Raw genomic sequence first — 15041 nt, 5'->3', positions numbered from 1 at the left:
TTCGGGGGTGGGGCCAGGGGCCGGGGTGTCACCTGGGCGGGCGCAAAAGGGGCAAACAACCTAATAGGGACGATGTCCGGGCCCTGAATTAGACTTGCGTCCCATGACGCCAGCAGATCTCGCCGCAACCATCCAGCGGGCAGCAACCGCTGTCCTCGGGGCCCACGGGCTCGACACCGCCGTCGTCCCGGAGGCGGTCACCGTCGAGCGCCCGCGCAACCCCGAGCACGGCGATTACGCGACCAACATCGCCCTCCAGGTGGCCAAGAAGGCCGGCACCAACCCGCGCGAGCTCGCCGCCTGGCTTGTCGACGCCCTCGCGGACGACCCGGCCATCGCCACCGCCGAGGTAGCCGGGCCGGGCTTCATCAACCTGCGCCTGGCGGCCGATGCCCAGGGGCGCATCGTCACAGACATTCTCGCCGCAGCCGGAGACTACGGGCGCTCGGAGGCCTACGCGGGGCAGAAGATCAACCTCGAGTTCGTCTCCGCGAACCCGACCGGGCCGATCCACCTCGGCGGCACGCGCTGGGCGGCCGTCGGCGACTCCCTCGGCCGCGTCCTCGAGGCAGCGGGCGCGGAGGTCACCCGCGAGTACTACTTCAACGACCACGGCGGGCAGATCGACCGCTTCGCCCGCTCGCTGGTGGCGGCGGCGAAGGGGGAGCCGACGCCGGAGGACGGTTACGGCGGCGATTACATCTCCGAGATCGCGGGGAAGGTCCTCGAGAAGCGACCCCACGCCCTCGAGGGTACGGCCGAGGAGGTCCAGGAGGTCTTCCGCGCCGAGGGCGTGGAGATGATGTTCGCGCACATCAGGCAGTCGCTGCACGACTTCGGCGTGGACTTCGACGTCTACTTCCACGAGAACTCCCTGTTCGAGTCCGGTGCGGTGGACAAGGCCGTGCGCACGCTGAAGGACAACGGCAACCTCTACGAGTCCGAGGGCGCCTGGTGGCTGCGCTCCACCGACTTCGGGGACGACAAGGATCGCGTGGTGATCAAGTCCGACGGTGACGCCGCCTACATCGCCGGCGACATCGCCTACGTGGCCGACAAGTTCGACCGCGGGCACACGCTGGCGATCTACATGCTCGGCGCCGACCACCACGGCTACATTGCCCGCCTGCGCGCCGCCGCGCAGGCCCTGGGCTACGACCCGCAGGCAGTGGAGGTGCTCATCGGCCAGATGGTCAACCTCGTGCGCGACGGCAAGCCCGTGAAGATGTCCAAGCGCGCCGGGACGATCATCACCCTCGACGACCTCGTCGACGCGATCGGCACCGACGGTGCCCGCTACGCTCTCGTGCGCTCCTCGGTGGACCAGACCCTCGACATCGACCTGGGCCTGTGGACGAAGCAGTCCTCCGACAACCCCGTCTACTACGTGCAGTACGGCCACGCGCGCCTGTGCTCCATCGAGCGCCGGGCCGCCGAGGCGGGGGTGACCTACGACCAGCCCGACGTCTCCCTGCTCACCCACGAGAAGGAGGGCGACCTGATCCGCACGCTCGGTGAGTTCCCCGCGGTGGTCACGGCCGCCGCGGAACTGCGCGAGCCGCACCGCGTCGCGCGCTACGCCGAGGAGCTGGCCAGCTCCTTCCACAAGTTCTACGACACGTGCCAGATCCTTCCGAAGGCGGGGGAGGAAGCCGAGGCGATCCACTCGGCGCGCCTCGCGCTGGCCATGGCCACCCGCCGGGTGCTGGCAAACGCCCTCGGGTTGGTGGGCGTGAGCGCGCCCGAGAGGATGTAAGTGGTGCTGCGCACGACGAACTTCAACGACCTGCCCGCCCACGTCTGGCCGCGCGGTGCCGCACGCCAGGAGGACGGGGTGGTCACCATCGCGGGTGTGCCCCTGCCGGAGATCGTGGAGGAATACGGCACGCCGGTCATGGTGGTGGACGAGGACGACTTCCGCTCCCGCTGCCGCGACATGGGCCGCGCCTTCGACGGCCCCGCCAACGTGCACTACGCCTCCAAGGCGTTCCTCACCCGCCAGATCGCGCGCTGGGTGGACGAGGAGGGCCTCGCCCTCGACGTGGCCAGCGAGAACGAGCTGCTCATCGCGCTGGCTGCGGATTTCCCGGCCGAGCGCATCACTGTTCACGGCAACAACAAGTCGGACTCCTTCCTGCGCCTGTGCGTGGAATCCGGCGTGGGCCACGTGGTGATCGACTCCCACCAGGAGCTCGCCGAGCTCAACGCCGTCGCGGCCGAGTGCGGGAAGGTCCAGGAGGTCTTCGTGCGCGCCAAGCCGGGCGTGGACGCGCACACCCACGAGTTCATCGCCACCAGCCACGAGGACCAGAAATTCGGCCTCTCGCTGGCCTCGGGTTCGGCTTTCCAGGCGGCTGTGGACGCGATCGAGTCCAGCAACCTCGCCCTGACGGGCCTGCACTGCCACGTCGGCTCCCAGGTCTTCGACGCCGAGGGCTTCAAGCTGGCGGCCGAGCGCGTGCTCAAGCTGTACCGCCGGGTGTGGGAGGAGCGCGGCATCGCACTCGAGTACCTCGACCTCGGCGGCGGCTACGGCATCGCCTACACCCCGGACGAGGAGCCGCTCGACGTCGCGGCCATCGCGTCCGACCTGCTGCGCGAGGTGCGCAACGTCGCGGACGAGCTCGGCATCCCCGCCCCGACCGTGGTGGTGGAGCCGGGGCGCGCGATCGCCGGGCCGTCGACGGTGACGGTGTACTCGGCGGGCATCGTCAAGGACGTGCACACCTCGTACACCACCACGCGCCGTTACATCGCCGTCGACGGCGGCATGAGCGACAACATCCGCCCGTCGCTCTACGAGGCCGCCTACGACGGGCGGGTGGTCAACCGCTTCACGGAGGGCGAGCCGGTGGAAACCCGCCTGGTGGGTTCCCACTGCGAGTCGGGCGACATCCTGATCAACGACGCCGCCTGGCCGGACGACATCGCCAGCGGCGACCTCATCGCCCTGGCCGCGACAGGGGCGTACTGCTACTCCATGGGCTCGAACTACAACTCCTTCGGCCGCCCCGCCGTCGTCTCCGTGCGCTGCGGGAGGGTCACCCCGATGGTGCGACGGGAGACCGTGGAGGACATCCTGGCCCGGGAGTACTGAAGCGAATAAAAGTACCCCGGCTGCATAGGCTGGGCGGTACCCTGGGGACACCCTGGGGAACAGCACGGCCCACGCACCAGCACCACGCACCAGCACCGCGCACCAGCACCGCACGAACACACCGAGACCGCAACGACAGGAGCACCCGGAGACCATGACTGCGACACATGCCGAAGACCGGAACGGCAACTACCCCGGCAAGGGGATTGGCGAGGCGGTCGGCGTGGCCATCCTCGGCAAGGGCACCGTCGGCACCGAGGTGCTGCGCCTCATCCACGAATTCTCCGACAACCTCGCCCACCGCATCGGCGGGCGCATCGAGGTGCGCGGGGTCGCGGTGTCCAACCTGGACAAGCACCGCGACGCTCCCGAGGTGCAGGGCATCGAGCTCACCGACGACGCGCGCAGCCTGATCTCCCGCGGGGACATCGACGTCGTCGTCGAGCTGATCGGCGGGATCGACTACCCGCGCGAGCTCGTGCTGGAGGCCCTGAAGAACGGCAAGTCCGTGGTCACGGCCAACAAGGCGCTCGTCGCCGCCCACGCCGACGAGCTCTCCGAGGCCGCCAACGAAGCCGGCGTGGACCTCTACTACGAGGCGGCGGTCGCCGCCGCCATCCCCGTCGTGGGCATGCTGCGCCGCTCGCTCGCGGGTGACCAGGTCAACCGCATCTCCGGCATCGTCAACGGGACCACCAACTTCATCCTCGACGCGATGACCACCACGGGCATGAGCTACGAGGACGCGCTCGCCGAGGCGACCCGGTTGGGCTACGCGGAGGCGGACCCGACCGCCGATGTGGAGGGCCACGACGCCGCCTCGAAGGCGGCCATCCTCGCCTCCATGGGCTTCCACACCCGCGTGACCTACGACGACGTCTACTGCGAGGGGATCACCCGGATCACCGCCGACGACATCGCCGCGGCGAAGGCCTCGGACGAAACCATCAAGCTTTTGGCCATCTGTGAGCGCTTGGTCGACGCCGAGGGCAACACCACCGGCGTCAACGCCCGCGTGCACCCCACGCTGGTGTCCAACGAGCACCCCCTGGCCAGCGTGGACAAGTCCTACAACGCGATCTTCGTCGAGGCCGAGGCCGCCGGGCGCCTCATGTTCTACGGTAACGGCGCGGGCGGCGCCCCCACCGCCTCAGCGGTGCTGGGCGACCTCGTCGGGGCCGCGCGCAACAAGGTCCACGGCGGGCGCGCCCCGGCCGAGAACCCCTACGCCGACTACCGGGTCGTCGACTTCGGCGAGGTGTCCACGCGCTACCACATCAACATGAGCGTCAACGACCGCGTCGGCGTGCTCACCGAGCTGACCAGCATGTTCGCCGACGCCGGGGTGTCGCTTTCCGCCGTGCGCCAGGAGGAGTCCGGCGAGGAGGCGCACCTCATCGTGGTCACGCACATGGCGAAGGAGAAGGACCTGCGGGCGATCGTCGACAAGCTCGGCGAACACGACGACGTGCGCGCGGTGAACTCCGTCATCCGCCTCGACGCGTAGCGGGGACCGGCATGGCGACTGAACTTCCCGTCGGCCTCACGGCCACCGTCACCGTCCCCGGTTCCTCCGCGAACCTCGGCCCGGGCTTCGACACCCTCGGCCTGGCCGTGGGCATCTACGACACCGTGCAGGTCGAGGTCACCCCCTCGGGCCTCGAGGTCGAGATCTTCGGCGAGGGTGCCGACGACCTGCCGCGGGATTCCTCCCACCTGGTCGTCCGGGCCATCCGCTCCGGGCTCTCCGCGGCCGGGGCGGACGCGCCCGGGTTGAGAGTGACCTGCACCAACGCCATCCCGCAGTCCCGCGGGCTCGGCTCCTCCGCCGCGGCGGCGGTCGCGGGAGTCGTGGCGGCGAACACCCTGGCGGGAAATCCCCTGGACACCGACGCGGTGGTGCAGCTCGCGTCGGCCTTCGAGGGCCACCCGGACAACGCCGCCGCCTCCGTGCTCGGCGGTGCGGTGGTGTCCTGGACCGACGTGCCCGTCGACGGCGTTTCCCAGCCCTCCTACAGGGCCGTCGGCGTTCCGGTGCACCCCGCGATCCGCGCCACCGCGCTGGTGCCGGACTTCCGCGCCTCGACAAACGCGGTGCGCAAGGTCCTGCCCAGCCACGTCACGCACACCGACGCCCGCTTCAACGTCTCGCGCACGGCCGTGATGACGGTGGCCATCCAGCACCACCCCGAGCTTCTGTGGGAGGGCACCCGCGACCGGCTGCACCAGACCTACCGCGCCGACGTGCTGCCCGTCACGGCGGAGTGGGTCAACCACCTGCGCAACCGCGGTTACGCAGCCTTCCTTTCCGGGGCGGGCCCGACCGCGCTGGTGCTCAGCACGGAGCCGGTCCCGGAGAAGATCCTCGACGCGGCCCGCGAGGCGGGCCTGCGGGTCATCGACCTCGAAGTCGCCGGGCCCGTAACGGCGCAGCTGAGCCACGCCTAGCGCCGGCCCGATTCTGCCTCCGGCTCAGCCCGGCAGAACGCCGAGGCCCTCCAGCCCGCCGCGCAGGCTGGCCAGGCCGGTCGCGCCCCGGCGCCCCAGCACGTCCACGGCCTGCGCCGAGCGTGTCCCCCGGGCGCACACGAGCACCGCACCGTTCTCCGCCTCGGGCGGGGTGAGCCCGGCCAGGATCGCGCTCAGCGGGGCGTTGACGGAGCCGGGCAGGTGGGAGGTCTCGAATTCCTCCGTCTCGCGCACGTCGATCACTGTGGCGCCCTCGGCAATGGCGCCGACCTCTGCCGGGCCGTGGGGTGGGGCGTCGCGAAGCACGCGCTCGGCCACCGCGGGGTCGGCGGTAAGGGGAACCTCCTCCCAGGTGGGGGCGAGCGAGTCGAGGTAGGCCAGGCGGCCGATCAGCGGCGTGCCCACGCCTGTGATGAGCTTGAGGGTCTCCATCGCCATGGCGGAGCCGACCATGCCCACAAGCGGGCCGAGCACCCCGGCCTGCGCGCACGAGGGCACGCTGCCCGGCGCGGGCGGGGCGGGGAAGAGGTCCTCGTAGACGGGCCCGCGGCCGGCCCAGAACACGGACAGCTGCGCCTCGTGGCCGAGGATCGAGCCCCAGACGTGGGGAACCCCGAGGCGCGCGGCGGCATGGGAGGCTATGTGGCGGGTGTCGAAGTTGTCGCTGCCGTCGACTACGACATCCGCCCCGGCCAGGATGGCGACCGCGTCCGGCCAGGTCAGTCGCTTCTCGACGGCCCGCACGCGCACCTCCGGGTTCAGCTCCCGAAGCCGGTCCCGGGCCGAGGCCGCCTTTGGCCGCCCGATCCCCGGGGTGGAGTGGACCACCTGCCGGTGGAGGTTGCTCAGCTCGACGGTGTCGTCGTCGATGACAGTGAGGCGCCCCACCCCGGCCCCGGCCAGGTAGAGCAGAGCGGGGGAGCCCAGGCCGCCGGCACCGACGACGGCCACGTGGGCCCGGGTGAGCCTGTCCTGCGCCTCCGGCCCCGTCAGCGCGACCTGGCGGGCGTAGCGGGGGTTACTCAACTCCGACCCACTGGGTCGTGCCGTCGGCGAGGTCCTGTTCCTTCCACAGGGGCACCTCGGCCTTGACGCGGTCGGTGATCTCCTCGCAGGCGGCGAAGGCCTCGCGTCGGTGGGCGGCGGCGACGATGACGGCGAAGGCCACCTCGCCGATGGCCACGTCTCCCGTGCGGTGGGCCGCCCACACGCGCACGGGGTGGGCGGCGGCGACCTCGCTGGCCACGCGCCCCAGTTCGGCGGCGGCCGTGGGGTGCGCCTCGTAGCTCAGGGCGGCGACGGGCTGCCCGCCGTCGTGGTCGCGCACCACGCCCTCGAAGCGGACGAGCGCCCCCATCGCGTCTGTCATGGTGTCGCGGGCGGCGGCGTGGATGAGCGGCTCGAGCGGGGCGGCGGTGACCGCAGTTCCGGTGACCTGCCCGGTCTGGTCGGTGACGTAGCCCGGGTCGCTACTCGTGGCCACGCGAGCCCTCCATGAGGTCCATGATGTGGCCGAGGATGGGGTCGAGGGCCGCGCACCCGTCCTTGACCCCGCCCAGGGAGCCGGGGAGCGTCATCACGAAGGTCTCCCCGGAGATCCCTGCGACGGCGCGGGAGAGCACCGCGGTGGGGGTGCTCTCCAGGCCCCTGCTCCAGAAGGCCTGGACCACCCCGGGGAGCTCCTTGTCCAGCAGCGGCTGGACCACCTCGATGGTGAGATCGTCCGGGGTGATGCCCGTCCCGCCGGAGGTGAGCAGGACCGCGGGCTGGGCGGCCAGGGCCTCGCGCACGGCGCTGGCGATCCCGGCGTCGGCCACGATGGTTGCGTCCGGGGTGTCGAAGCCCCGGGAGCGCAGGAACTCGACGGCGGCGGCGCCCGAGCGGTCCTTGTAGACGCCCTCGGCGGCCCGTGTGGAGGCGACAATCACGCGTGCGGTTCTCATATCACGCACACTTTATAGGGGGTAGACCCGCGCGAGGGAACCGGCGGGGACCGTGGTGCCCGCCGGGATCCGGATGAGGCAGGTCGCGGGCCCAGCCTGCGCGAGGAGGTGGGATCCGGGTTTGCCAACGGCCTCCACCGACCCCCCGGCACCCACCCGTCCGCGCAGGAACTGGTCGCGCCCCTCCAGGCCGGTAATCTCCGCGGCAAGGGGCGCGAGGAGGGGATCGGGCGCGTGGCCCAGGAAGGGCGCGACGTAGAGGCGGAAGCTGACCAGGGTGGACACCGGGTTGCCCGGCAGGCTGATCACGGGGACGTCCCCGAGGTGCGAGAGCCCCTGCGGGCCGCCCGGCTGCTGCGCAACGTGGCCGTACCAGCCGTCGGCGAGCACCTGGCGGACGACCTCGAAGCGGCCGTGGCTGATCCCGCCGGAGGTCACCACCGCGTCGGGGCGCGTCTCACCGATGGCGCGCTCCAGCGCCCCACGCAGCGCGGCCGGGTCGTCGTCGGTGGCCACCCGCCCCGCAACTCCGATGCCGTGGCGGTGCGCGAGAACCTCGAGCATGGGCCCGTTGGTGTCGCGGATCGCGGCTGCACCGGTGCCGGAGACCTCCGCGCCCCCGGTGACCAGGAGGATGCGCGCCCGCCGCCGCACCTTAACCTCTTCAAGGCCCTGGGCCACGAGGGCCCCGAAAAGGGCCGGGGTGATCTCCGCGCCCGCGGGGGCGAGGGTGTCACCGGCGCGGATGTCGGAGCCCGCGGGGCGCACGAACTGGCCCGCGCCCGCCGCGGGGAGGTGCACCGGCTCGCCCTCGGCGACGAAGGAGTCGGGGGCGCACGTCTCCACGGGGACGACGGCGCGGGTGCCCGCGGGAAGCATCGCCCCGGTCATGACGGGCGCGGCCGCCCCTCCCAGGCCGTGAGGGTAGAGGGCATCGGGGTCCGAGCCCGCCGGGACGGTCGGGCCGGCCACCGCCGCGCGCTCCCCGAGCAGGGAGGTGGCGTAGCCGTCCATCTGGGAGTTGTCGAAGCGCGGCTGGTCCTCCCTGGCCACCACCGCGGCCGCGAGTCGGGCGCGGCGGCGGGCGGCGTCGGCTAGCCCCACGGTTTCCGCGGGAAGCGCGCCCAGCAGGTCGCGCACGGCCGCGGCGTGCTCATCGGGCGTTCTGCTCATGCGGCCCACCCTAACGAATCGCCTGCGGCGATAGGATGAGCCGCATGCGTATCCACTACTTCGCCGCGGCCCGCGCGGCCGCCGGCGTGAGCGAGGAGGAGGTCGGCGAGTTCGCCACCCTCGGCGAGGTGCTTGACGACGCCACCCGCCGCCACCCCGGGGCAACGGACGCGGGGCTCACCTTCGCCGATGTCCTGGAGCGCTGCACGTTCCTCGTCGACGGGCGCCGCGCGCAGCGGGGGGATCCGACGGCGGGTGCGGAGCGCCTGGACGTCCTGCCGCCCTTCGCCGGCGGCTAGGTTCCCGCGGGAATCACCCGGACCCTGTCGGCGTCGACCCGGACGCCGAGCAGCGAGCCCGGTTCGATGCCGAGGCGCACCGCGTCCCCGCGGGCAACCGGCAGGGCGAGCACCCCGCCGGGTGCCTCGAGTTCGACGCTGAACCCGCCGCCGGCCGTCGCGGTGACGGCGCGCACGCGGGCGCGGAGAACCCCCGGGCCGGGGGAGGGGGCCAGCATGACATCGGACGGGGAGAAGACGGCGGCGACCGGTGAGTCCCCGGGCCAGCCACCGTGGGCGGTGCCCCCCAGCTCCCCGAGCCCGGTGGCGGCGCAAACGGCCTCCCCCGGGCGGGCCGCCGGGGCGGTGGCCGGCAGCCAGTTCAGCCCGGCCAGCTGGGCGGAAAAGACGGTGGACGGTGCCGAGAGTTCCCCGGCGGTGGGCCGGAGCGCCACCACCCGGCCCAGGCGCATCACCGCCACGTGGTCGGAGAGGCTGGCCACGTCCAGCGGATCGTGGGTGACCACGATGGTGGTCCGTGACCCGGCGGTGGCACGGAGGATGTGGCGCCACCTCTGGGCGGAGTCGATGTCGATGGCGGCGAGGGGTTCGTCGAGAAGCAGGACGCGAGGACGGGGGGCAAGGGCGCGGACGAGGGCCACCTGCGCCGCCTGTCCGCCGGAGAGGGCGCGCACGGGGACGTCGGCAAGCTCGGCGAGCCCCGCGGCGCCCAACAGGGCCCGCGCCCCGGGCACGTCGCCCGTAACCATGGCGACGGCCTTGAGCGGGGTCGAGGTGGGGGGAAGCCCCGGGTTCTGCGTGAGCATGACCGCGCCGCGGCGGTGCGCCGGAAGCCGGTCGACGGCCCGGCCGCCGAGAGTCACCGGGGCACCCCTGAACCGCCCCGCGACCGTGCCGAGCAGCGTCGTCTTGCCGGAGCCGTTCGGGCCGACGAGGGCGGTCGTGGACCCGGCGGGGAAGGTGGTCGCGCCGACGCGCACGTCGGGGCCGTCAGCCTCCGGGCGGGTCAGCTCGCGCAGCGCGACGGCATCGACCTCCCCGGTGGAGCGCGGGCGCGGGGTGGGGGCGCGCCGGGTCAGCAGCGGCGGCAGCATGGTGGCGGCGAGGACCAGGATCGCGAGCCCGGCAAGGATGGCGGACAACCCGTAGGCGAGCTGCTGGTCGATCTCCCGGGCCAGGTAGATGCCCAGCGGCATCGTGCGGGTGACCCCGGGCAGCGATCCCGCGAAGGTGAGCGTGGTGCCGAACTCGCCGAGGGAGCGCGCTGCCGCGAGTCCCGCCGCGGACATGAGCGTCGGTGCGATGGCCGGCAGGGTGATGCGCGCGGTGGCGCGGGCGGGGGAGATGCCCACGCCGGCGGCGGAGGTGAGCACCTCCGGGTCGAGCTGGCGCAGCGCCGAGTCCAGGGTGATCACCACGAAGGGGAGGGAGACGAAGACGTGGGCGGCGATCACACCGGGGAAGGCGAAGGCGAACTGCCACCCCAGCGCGTCGAGGAGGGGCGAGGCCAGTCCCCGGCGCCCGAGCAGCGCCGAGAGGGCCAGGCCGGCGACCACCGGGGGCATGGCCAGGGGAAGCAGCACCAGCACGCGCGCCAGCTGCGAGCCGCGGCGCAGGTTGTGCATCCACAGCGCCAGGGGCGTGCCCAGGGCAACCGAGATTACACAGGCCGCGGCGGCGGAGGTGAGGGTGACGCGCAGCAGCTCCCTGGTGCCGGGGGCGGCGAGAATCGGGCCCAGGCCGGACCACGGCACGCGGGCGCCGAGCGCCCCGATGGGCAGGATAACGGCCCCCAGGGCGACGAGCGCTAGTGCGAGCACGGGCACCGGCGTGGGGTGGGGCGCGGGCCGGGGAGCGGGGGCAGCCGGGCCGGACGCACCGTCACGCAACTCCGTCACGTCCCTGCCCTAGCTCGCCGGGGTGAAACCGTGCTCGGCCCAGGCCTTCTTCATCTCCTCGCTGGAGAGCTCGTCGCGCAGCTTCTTCGCCTCCTCGCGGTGCTGCGTGCGGGTGGCGACGGCCGCAACCAGGGAGTTCGGGTGCTCGTCGGCGTGCGGGATCTCCACGATGGTCACGGCGTCACCGGCGGAGGCGGCGTCGGTGCGGTAAACGAAGCCCGCGTCTGCCTCGCCGGAGACGACCTTGCCCAGGGTGTCGGAGACGCTGTGCTCGAGCGAGACGGGGCGGACCGTGAGCCCGTTGGCCTCCACCAGCTTGTTGGTCACGGCACCGCAGGGAACCTGCGCGTCGCACATGACCACGTGCACGCCGTCGCGCTGCACGTCGTCGATCCGGGTGATCTTCGCCGGGTTGTCGCGCGGGACGACGAGCACCATCGAATTGGTGGCCACCACCTGCGGGTCCTCGGCCACACCGGAGGAAACGGCGTCATCCATCGTCTTCTGGTCGGCGGTGATGAGGACGTCGCCCGGCGAGCCGTCGCGAAGCTGCTGCACCAGATCCGAGGAACCGGCGTTGACGAAGGTCAGCTTGTCCCCGGAGTTCTTTTGGATGTCGTCATTGAGAACGCGCGTGGACGCGGCGCCCAGGACCATCAGGTCGGTCTTCTGCTCCGACTGCTCCGGGGCATCGGAGGAGCCCTGCGAGGAGCAGGCGGCGAGCAGCGCGGCGGCGGCGATGGCTGAGGCGGCGAGGACGCGGGTCAGTCGCATGGTGGTCCCTTCTGGCGGCGGTTACGTCCCCCGACCATAACCCGCGGGCCCGACACGCGGTGTGACTACGGTGTTTCCGGGGGGGATCACAGCTCGACGGGACCCAGCTCGGCCAGCGCCTCGGGCGTGTCGAAGTCCCGTTCCAGCCCCCGCCCGGGCACACGCGCCACGCAGCGGGCGGCGCGGACGAGAGCACGGGCCGGGGCATCGCGCGAGCCGGTCTTGGCGAGGGCATCGAGCAGGCTCCGGCGGCGCCACAGCGCGCACAGGGGCTGGTCGAAACCGTCGTCAGACACGGCCAGGGCGCAGTCACCATCACCGAGCGCGTTGCGCAGGGCGGGCAGCAGGGCGGCGGAGCGGGGCGCGTCCACGGCGAGGACGGCGACCAGGGGTGTGCCCAGCTCCGTCACCCCTGCCGCGATCCCCGCCACGGGGCCGCCGAAGGGCGGGTCCTCCGCCACGGTCGGCATGCCCAGATCCGCGGGGGAGACAACGACTCGCGGGGCGGCAGGGGGGAGGGTGGAGAGAAGCTTGTCGACGAGCCGCCGGCCCCCCACCCTGATCTGGGCCTTGTCCGCTCCCATGCGCGTCGAGCGTCCGCCGGCGAGGACGATGACCCCGACGTCCCCCCACTCACTCACCGGGCAGCTCCCGCGACCAGTCGCCCGAGCGCCCACCCGACTTGGCGGTGATGCCCATGCGGCGGATGTAGGCGCTGCGGTCCACCCCCTTGACCATGTCCACCACGCTCAGGGCCGCGACGCTCACGGCGGTCAGCGCCTCCATCTCCACGCCGGTGCGGTCGGCGGTGCGCACCGTCGCCTCGATGAGGACGTGGTCGGTGCGGATTTCCAGGTCGACGGCGCAGCCGTGCACGCCGATGGTGTGCGCGAGGGGTAGGAGATCGGGGACCCGCTTCGCCGCCGAGATGCCCGCCACGCGGGCGACCGCCAGGACGTCGCCCTTGGGGACGGTTCCGTCTCGCAGCGCCGCGAGCACATCAGGGGAACAGGCGACCTCACCCCGGGCGGTGGCGGTGCGCACGGTGGGCTCTTTGTCGGTGACGTCGACCATGTAGGCCCGGCCGGCGGTGTCGAGATGGGTGAACTGCATCGGGTGCTCCTTGCTGGGGGTGTTTCTAGCTGCGGGTGAGGTGGACGGTGATGTCGGCGGGTATCGGGCCCGGCCCGAGGACGGTGAAGCCCGTGATCCCGGACAGGGCGGTGACGTCGCTCGAAGGGTTCGGCCCGGCGGAGAAGGGGTGCGCCTCGGGCACTGCGCCCGTGAAGTCCAGTCGCACTGGCACCACCTGCGGTGAGGTACCCCGGGGTGGGGTGAAGCCCGCCCCGGCGCGCGCCGTGAGACGCGGGCGGGCGGAGGGGTGGGGCGCGCCCGCGCAGGCCGCGATGAGCGGGGCGACGTAGAGGTGGAAGGAGACCCAGGCGGCCACCGGGTTGCCGGGCAGGCAGACGAGCGCGGCCTCCCCCCACCGTCCCAGGCCCTGGGGCCCGCCGGGGCGCTGGTCCACACGGCCGAACCAGGCGCACCCCGTCGGCTCCACCGTCGCGCGCACGACATCGAAGGCGCCGGCGCTGATCCCGCCGGTGGTCACGATAATGTCGGCGTTCTCCGCGGCGGCGTCCAGCAGCGCGGCGAGTGAGCCGGCGCGGTCACCGGCGCGCATCCCGGCGACGTCTCCCGCCCCCGCCGCAGCGGCCAGCGCCGTGACCATTGGGAGGTTGGAGTCCGGCAGCTGCGCCTCACCCGGGGCCACCGGCCAGGCGGCCAGCTCGTCACCGGTGGAGATCACCGCGACTCGCGGGGCGCAGTAGGCGTCCACGCAGCGCACGCCGGCGGAAACCAGGGCGGCGAGGGTCCCGGCGTCGAGAAGCGTACCCACGGCTGCGACGCGCGAACCCGCGGGCAGGCTCGACCCCGCCACCCGAACGTGGCTGCGCGCCGGGTCCGCGGCGTTGACGGTCACCGACTCCGGGAGCGGGACGGGCCCGGGCGGGACGTCGGTCTGCTCCACGGGAACGACGATAACGCCCGGTCCGGGCGGCACCGGCGCGCCCGTCATGATGCGCCAGGCCTTACCCGGCGCGCATGTCAGCTCACGTGTGTCACCGGCCGGGATGTCGCCGACGACGGGTAGCTCGCCGTCCGCAGCGTCCTCGGCTCGCAGGGCGTACCCGTCCATCGCGGAATTCGTGAACCCCGGCAGGTCGACGCCGCTGCACACGTCAGCGGCGAGCGCCCGCCCGAGGACGTCACCGACCCAGCCGCCGTCGGCCAGCGCCACCCGCCGCGCAGGCAGCCGTGGAACGGCCGCGAGGATGCGCGCGAGGTGCTCGGCATCGGTGATGAGTTCGGGGGCGTGCGACATGCCCCCATTGTGCAACCCACCACTGACAACGCCCCGTTCGCAACCGGATTCGGTTGCGAACGGGGCGTCATCCCCATGCTGGATGGCGTCAGGCGCCGCGCTCGGTGCGAGTGCGCCCCTTGCCCTCGTCGGTCTCGACCCAGCCCTGCAGCCAGGAGCGGAAGTCGGAACCGAACTCGTTGTGACGCGTGCCGAGACGCACGACGGCCTTGAGGTAGTCGAGACGGTCGCCCGTGTCGTAACGGCTGCCGCGGAAGACGACACCGATGACGCCGGCGCCCTCACCCGTCGCGCTCGCACGCTCGGCGAGCGCGTCCGTCAGCTGGATCTCGCCGCCGCGTCCCGGCTCCGTCTTCTCGAGCACCGCGAAGATCGACGGGTCGAGCACGTAGCGGCCGATGATCGCAAGGTTGCTCGGCGCCTCCCCCGCGGCCGGCTTCTCGACGAGACCGGTGACGCGCACGACGTCTTCGCCCTCGCCCTCGATCGGTTCGACGGCCGCGCAGCCGTAGAGGTGGATCTGGTCGTCCGGCACCTCCATGAGCGCGATGACGGACCCGCCGTGCTTGGCCTGCACGTCGATCATCTGCTCGAGCAGGTGGTCGTCCTCGTCGATGAGGTCGTCGCCGAGCAGCACGGCGAACGGCTCGTCGCCGACGTGGTTGCGCCCGACGAGCACGGCGTGGCCGAGGCCGCGCGGCTCGCCCTGGCGGATGAAGTGGACCTCACCGAGGTCGGCCGACTTCTGCACACGCTTGAGGCGCTTCTCGTCGCCCTTCTTCTCGAGGGCCCGCTCGAGCTCCCAGTGGCGGTCGAAGTGATCCTCGAGAGCAGCCTTGGAACGACCGGTGATCGTGAGGATGTCGGGAACCCCTGCGCGCACCGCCTCTTCGACGACGTACTGGATGGCCGGCTTGTCGACGACCGGCAGCATCTCCTTGGGGATGGCCTTCGTGGCAGGCAGGAAGCGCGTGCCGAGCCCGGCGGCCGGGATGACGGCCT

15 protein-coding genes are annotated in these 15041 nt (G+C 72.5%); 5 read left to right on the top strand and 10 right to left on the bottom strand.

Features of this window, described 5'->3' with window-relative positions; translation table 11 throughout:
- Nucleotides 1-103 precede the first annotated feature (103 nt).
- The 4 genes from argS to thrB all read left to right on the top strand — a co-directional run bounded on the left by argS (nucleotide 104) and on the right by thrB (nucleotide 5545).
- A complete protein-coding gene (gene argS / locus B3611_RS09110; RefSeq protein WP_291314763.1) occupies nucleotides 104-1756 on the top strand; it encodes an arginine--tRNA ligase in 1653 nt (550 codons plus the stop codon).
- 3 nt (nucleotides 1757-1759) lie between these two features.
- Nucleotides 1760-3097 (top strand): diaminopimelate decarboxylase, encoded by a 1338-nt coding sequence (gene lysA / locus B3611_RS09105; protein WP_291314762.1) that lies wholly within the window; start codon nucleotides 1760-1762, stop codon nucleotides 3095-3097.
- Between the two features lie 154 nt (nucleotides 3098-3251).
- Entirely contained in the window at nucleotides 3252-4604 is a 1353-nt protein-coding gene (locus B3611_RS09100) for a homoserine dehydrogenase (RefSeq protein ID WP_291314761.1), read from the top strand.
- An 11-nt stretch (nucleotides 4605-4615) separates the two neighbouring features.
- Complete coding sequence (thrB, locus tag B3611_RS09095) at nucleotides 4616-5545, top strand: homoserine kinase (RefSeq protein ID WP_291314760.1); 930 nt, start codon at nucleotides 4616-4618, stop codon at nucleotides 5543-5545.
- Nucleotides 5546-5569: 24 nt separating this feature from the next.
- Here thrB and B3611_RS09090 read toward each other — a convergent pair whose 3' ends face one another.
- Genes B3611_RS09090 through B3611_RS09075 form a run of 4 tightly spaced genes read right to left on the bottom strand, consistent with a single transcriptional unit; the run spans nucleotide 5570 to nucleotide 8682 of the window.
- Nucleotides 5570-6592 (bottom strand): ThiF family adenylyltransferase, encoded by a 1023-nt coding sequence (locus B3611_RS09090; protein ID WP_291314759.1) that lies wholly within the window; start codon nucleotides 6590-6592, stop codon nucleotides 5570-5572.
- Nucleotides 6585-7049 (bottom strand): molybdenum cofactor biosynthesis protein MoaE, encoded by a 465-nt coding sequence (locus tag B3611_RS09085; protein WP_291314758.1) that lies wholly within the window; start codon nucleotides 7047-7049, stop codon nucleotides 6585-6587. Before B3611_RS09085 ends, B3611_RS09090 begins: the two co-directional genes overlap by 8 nt.
- Nucleotides 7036-7509 carry a MogA/MoaB family molybdenum cofactor biosynthesis protein gene (locus B3611_RS09080; protein WP_291314757.1) on the bottom strand — a complete coding sequence of 158 codons (474 nt, stop codon included), beginning with the start codon at nucleotides 7507-7509 and terminating at the stop codon, nucleotides 7036-7038. The genes B3611_RS09085 and B3611_RS09080 overlap by 14 nt, the downstream gene beginning before the upstream one ends.
- A 12-nt stretch (nucleotides 7510-7521) precedes the next feature.
- Nucleotides 7522-8682 carry a molybdopterin molybdotransferase MoeA gene (locus B3611_RS09075; protein WP_291314756.1) on the bottom strand — a complete coding sequence of 387 codons (1161 nt, stop codon included), beginning with the start codon at nucleotides 8680-8682 and terminating at the stop codon, nucleotides 7522-7524.
- Nucleotides 8683-8726: 44 nt separating this feature from the next.
- Here B3611_RS09075 and B3611_RS09070 point away from each other — a divergent pair, with 44 nt between their 5' ends.
- The gene (locus tag B3611_RS09070; RefSeq protein WP_291314755.1) at nucleotides 8727-8981 is read left to right on the top strand and encodes a MoaD/ThiS family protein; all 255 of its coding nucleotides are present in this window, start codon (nucleotides 8727-8729) and stop codon (nucleotides 8979-8981) included.
- On the opposite strand, the gene B3611_RS09065 is transcribed toward B3611_RS09070, so the two are convergent.
- From B3611_RS09065 to galU, 6 genes are all read right to left on the bottom strand, one after another.
- A complete protein-coding gene (locus tag B3611_RS09065) occupies nucleotides 8978-10879 on the bottom strand; it encodes an ATP-binding cassette domain-containing protein (RefSeq protein WP_291314754.1) in 1902 nt (633 codons plus the stop codon). The two genes, B3611_RS09070 and B3611_RS09065, sit on opposite strands and share 4 nt — an antisense overlap.
- Before the next feature lie 9 nt (nucleotides 10880-10888).
- Nucleotides 10889-11653, bottom strand: a complete 765-nt coding sequence (modA, locus tag B3611_RS09060; RefSeq protein ID WP_291314753.1) for a molybdate ABC transporter substrate-binding protein — start codon at nucleotides 11651-11653, stop codon at nucleotides 10889-10891.
- 86 nt (nucleotides 11654-11739) lie between these two features.
- The gene (locus B3611_RS09055; protein ID WP_414646335.1) at nucleotides 11740-12237 is read right to left on the bottom strand and encodes a molybdenum cofactor guanylyltransferase; all 498 of its coding nucleotides are present in this window, start codon (nucleotides 12235-12237) and stop codon (nucleotides 11740-11742) included.
- A 49-nt stretch (nucleotides 12238-12286) separates the two neighbouring features.
- On the bottom strand, nucleotides 12287-12766 hold the full coding sequence (moaC, locus tag B3611_RS09050; RefSeq protein ID WP_291314751.1) for a cyclic pyranopterin monophosphate synthase MoaC: 480 nt from the start codon (nucleotides 12764-12766) through the stop codon (nucleotides 12287-12289).
- A 25-nt stretch (nucleotides 12767-12791) separates the two neighbouring features.
- Complete coding sequence (locus B3611_RS09045) at nucleotides 12792-14039, bottom strand: molybdopterin molybdotransferase MoeA (RefSeq protein WP_291314750.1); 1248 nt, start codon at nucleotides 14037-14039, stop codon at nucleotides 12792-12794.
- A gap of 88 nt (nucleotides 14040-14127) precedes the next feature.
- A complete protein-coding gene (gene galU, locus B3611_RS09040) occupies nucleotides 14128-15033 on the bottom strand; it encodes a UTP--glucose-1-phosphate uridylyltransferase GalU (RefSeq protein WP_422652310.1) in 906 nt (301 codons plus the stop codon).
- Nucleotides 15034-15041: the final 8 nt, after the last annotated feature.

The organism is Corynebacterium sp. UBA2622 (assembly GCF_002339505.1).
In the GTDB taxonomy this organism is placed as follows: domain Bacteria; phylum Actinomycetota; class Actinomycetes; order Mycobacteriales; family Mycobacteriaceae; genus Corynebacterium.
This window is presented reverse-complemented; position numbering and strand designations above follow the sequence as displayed.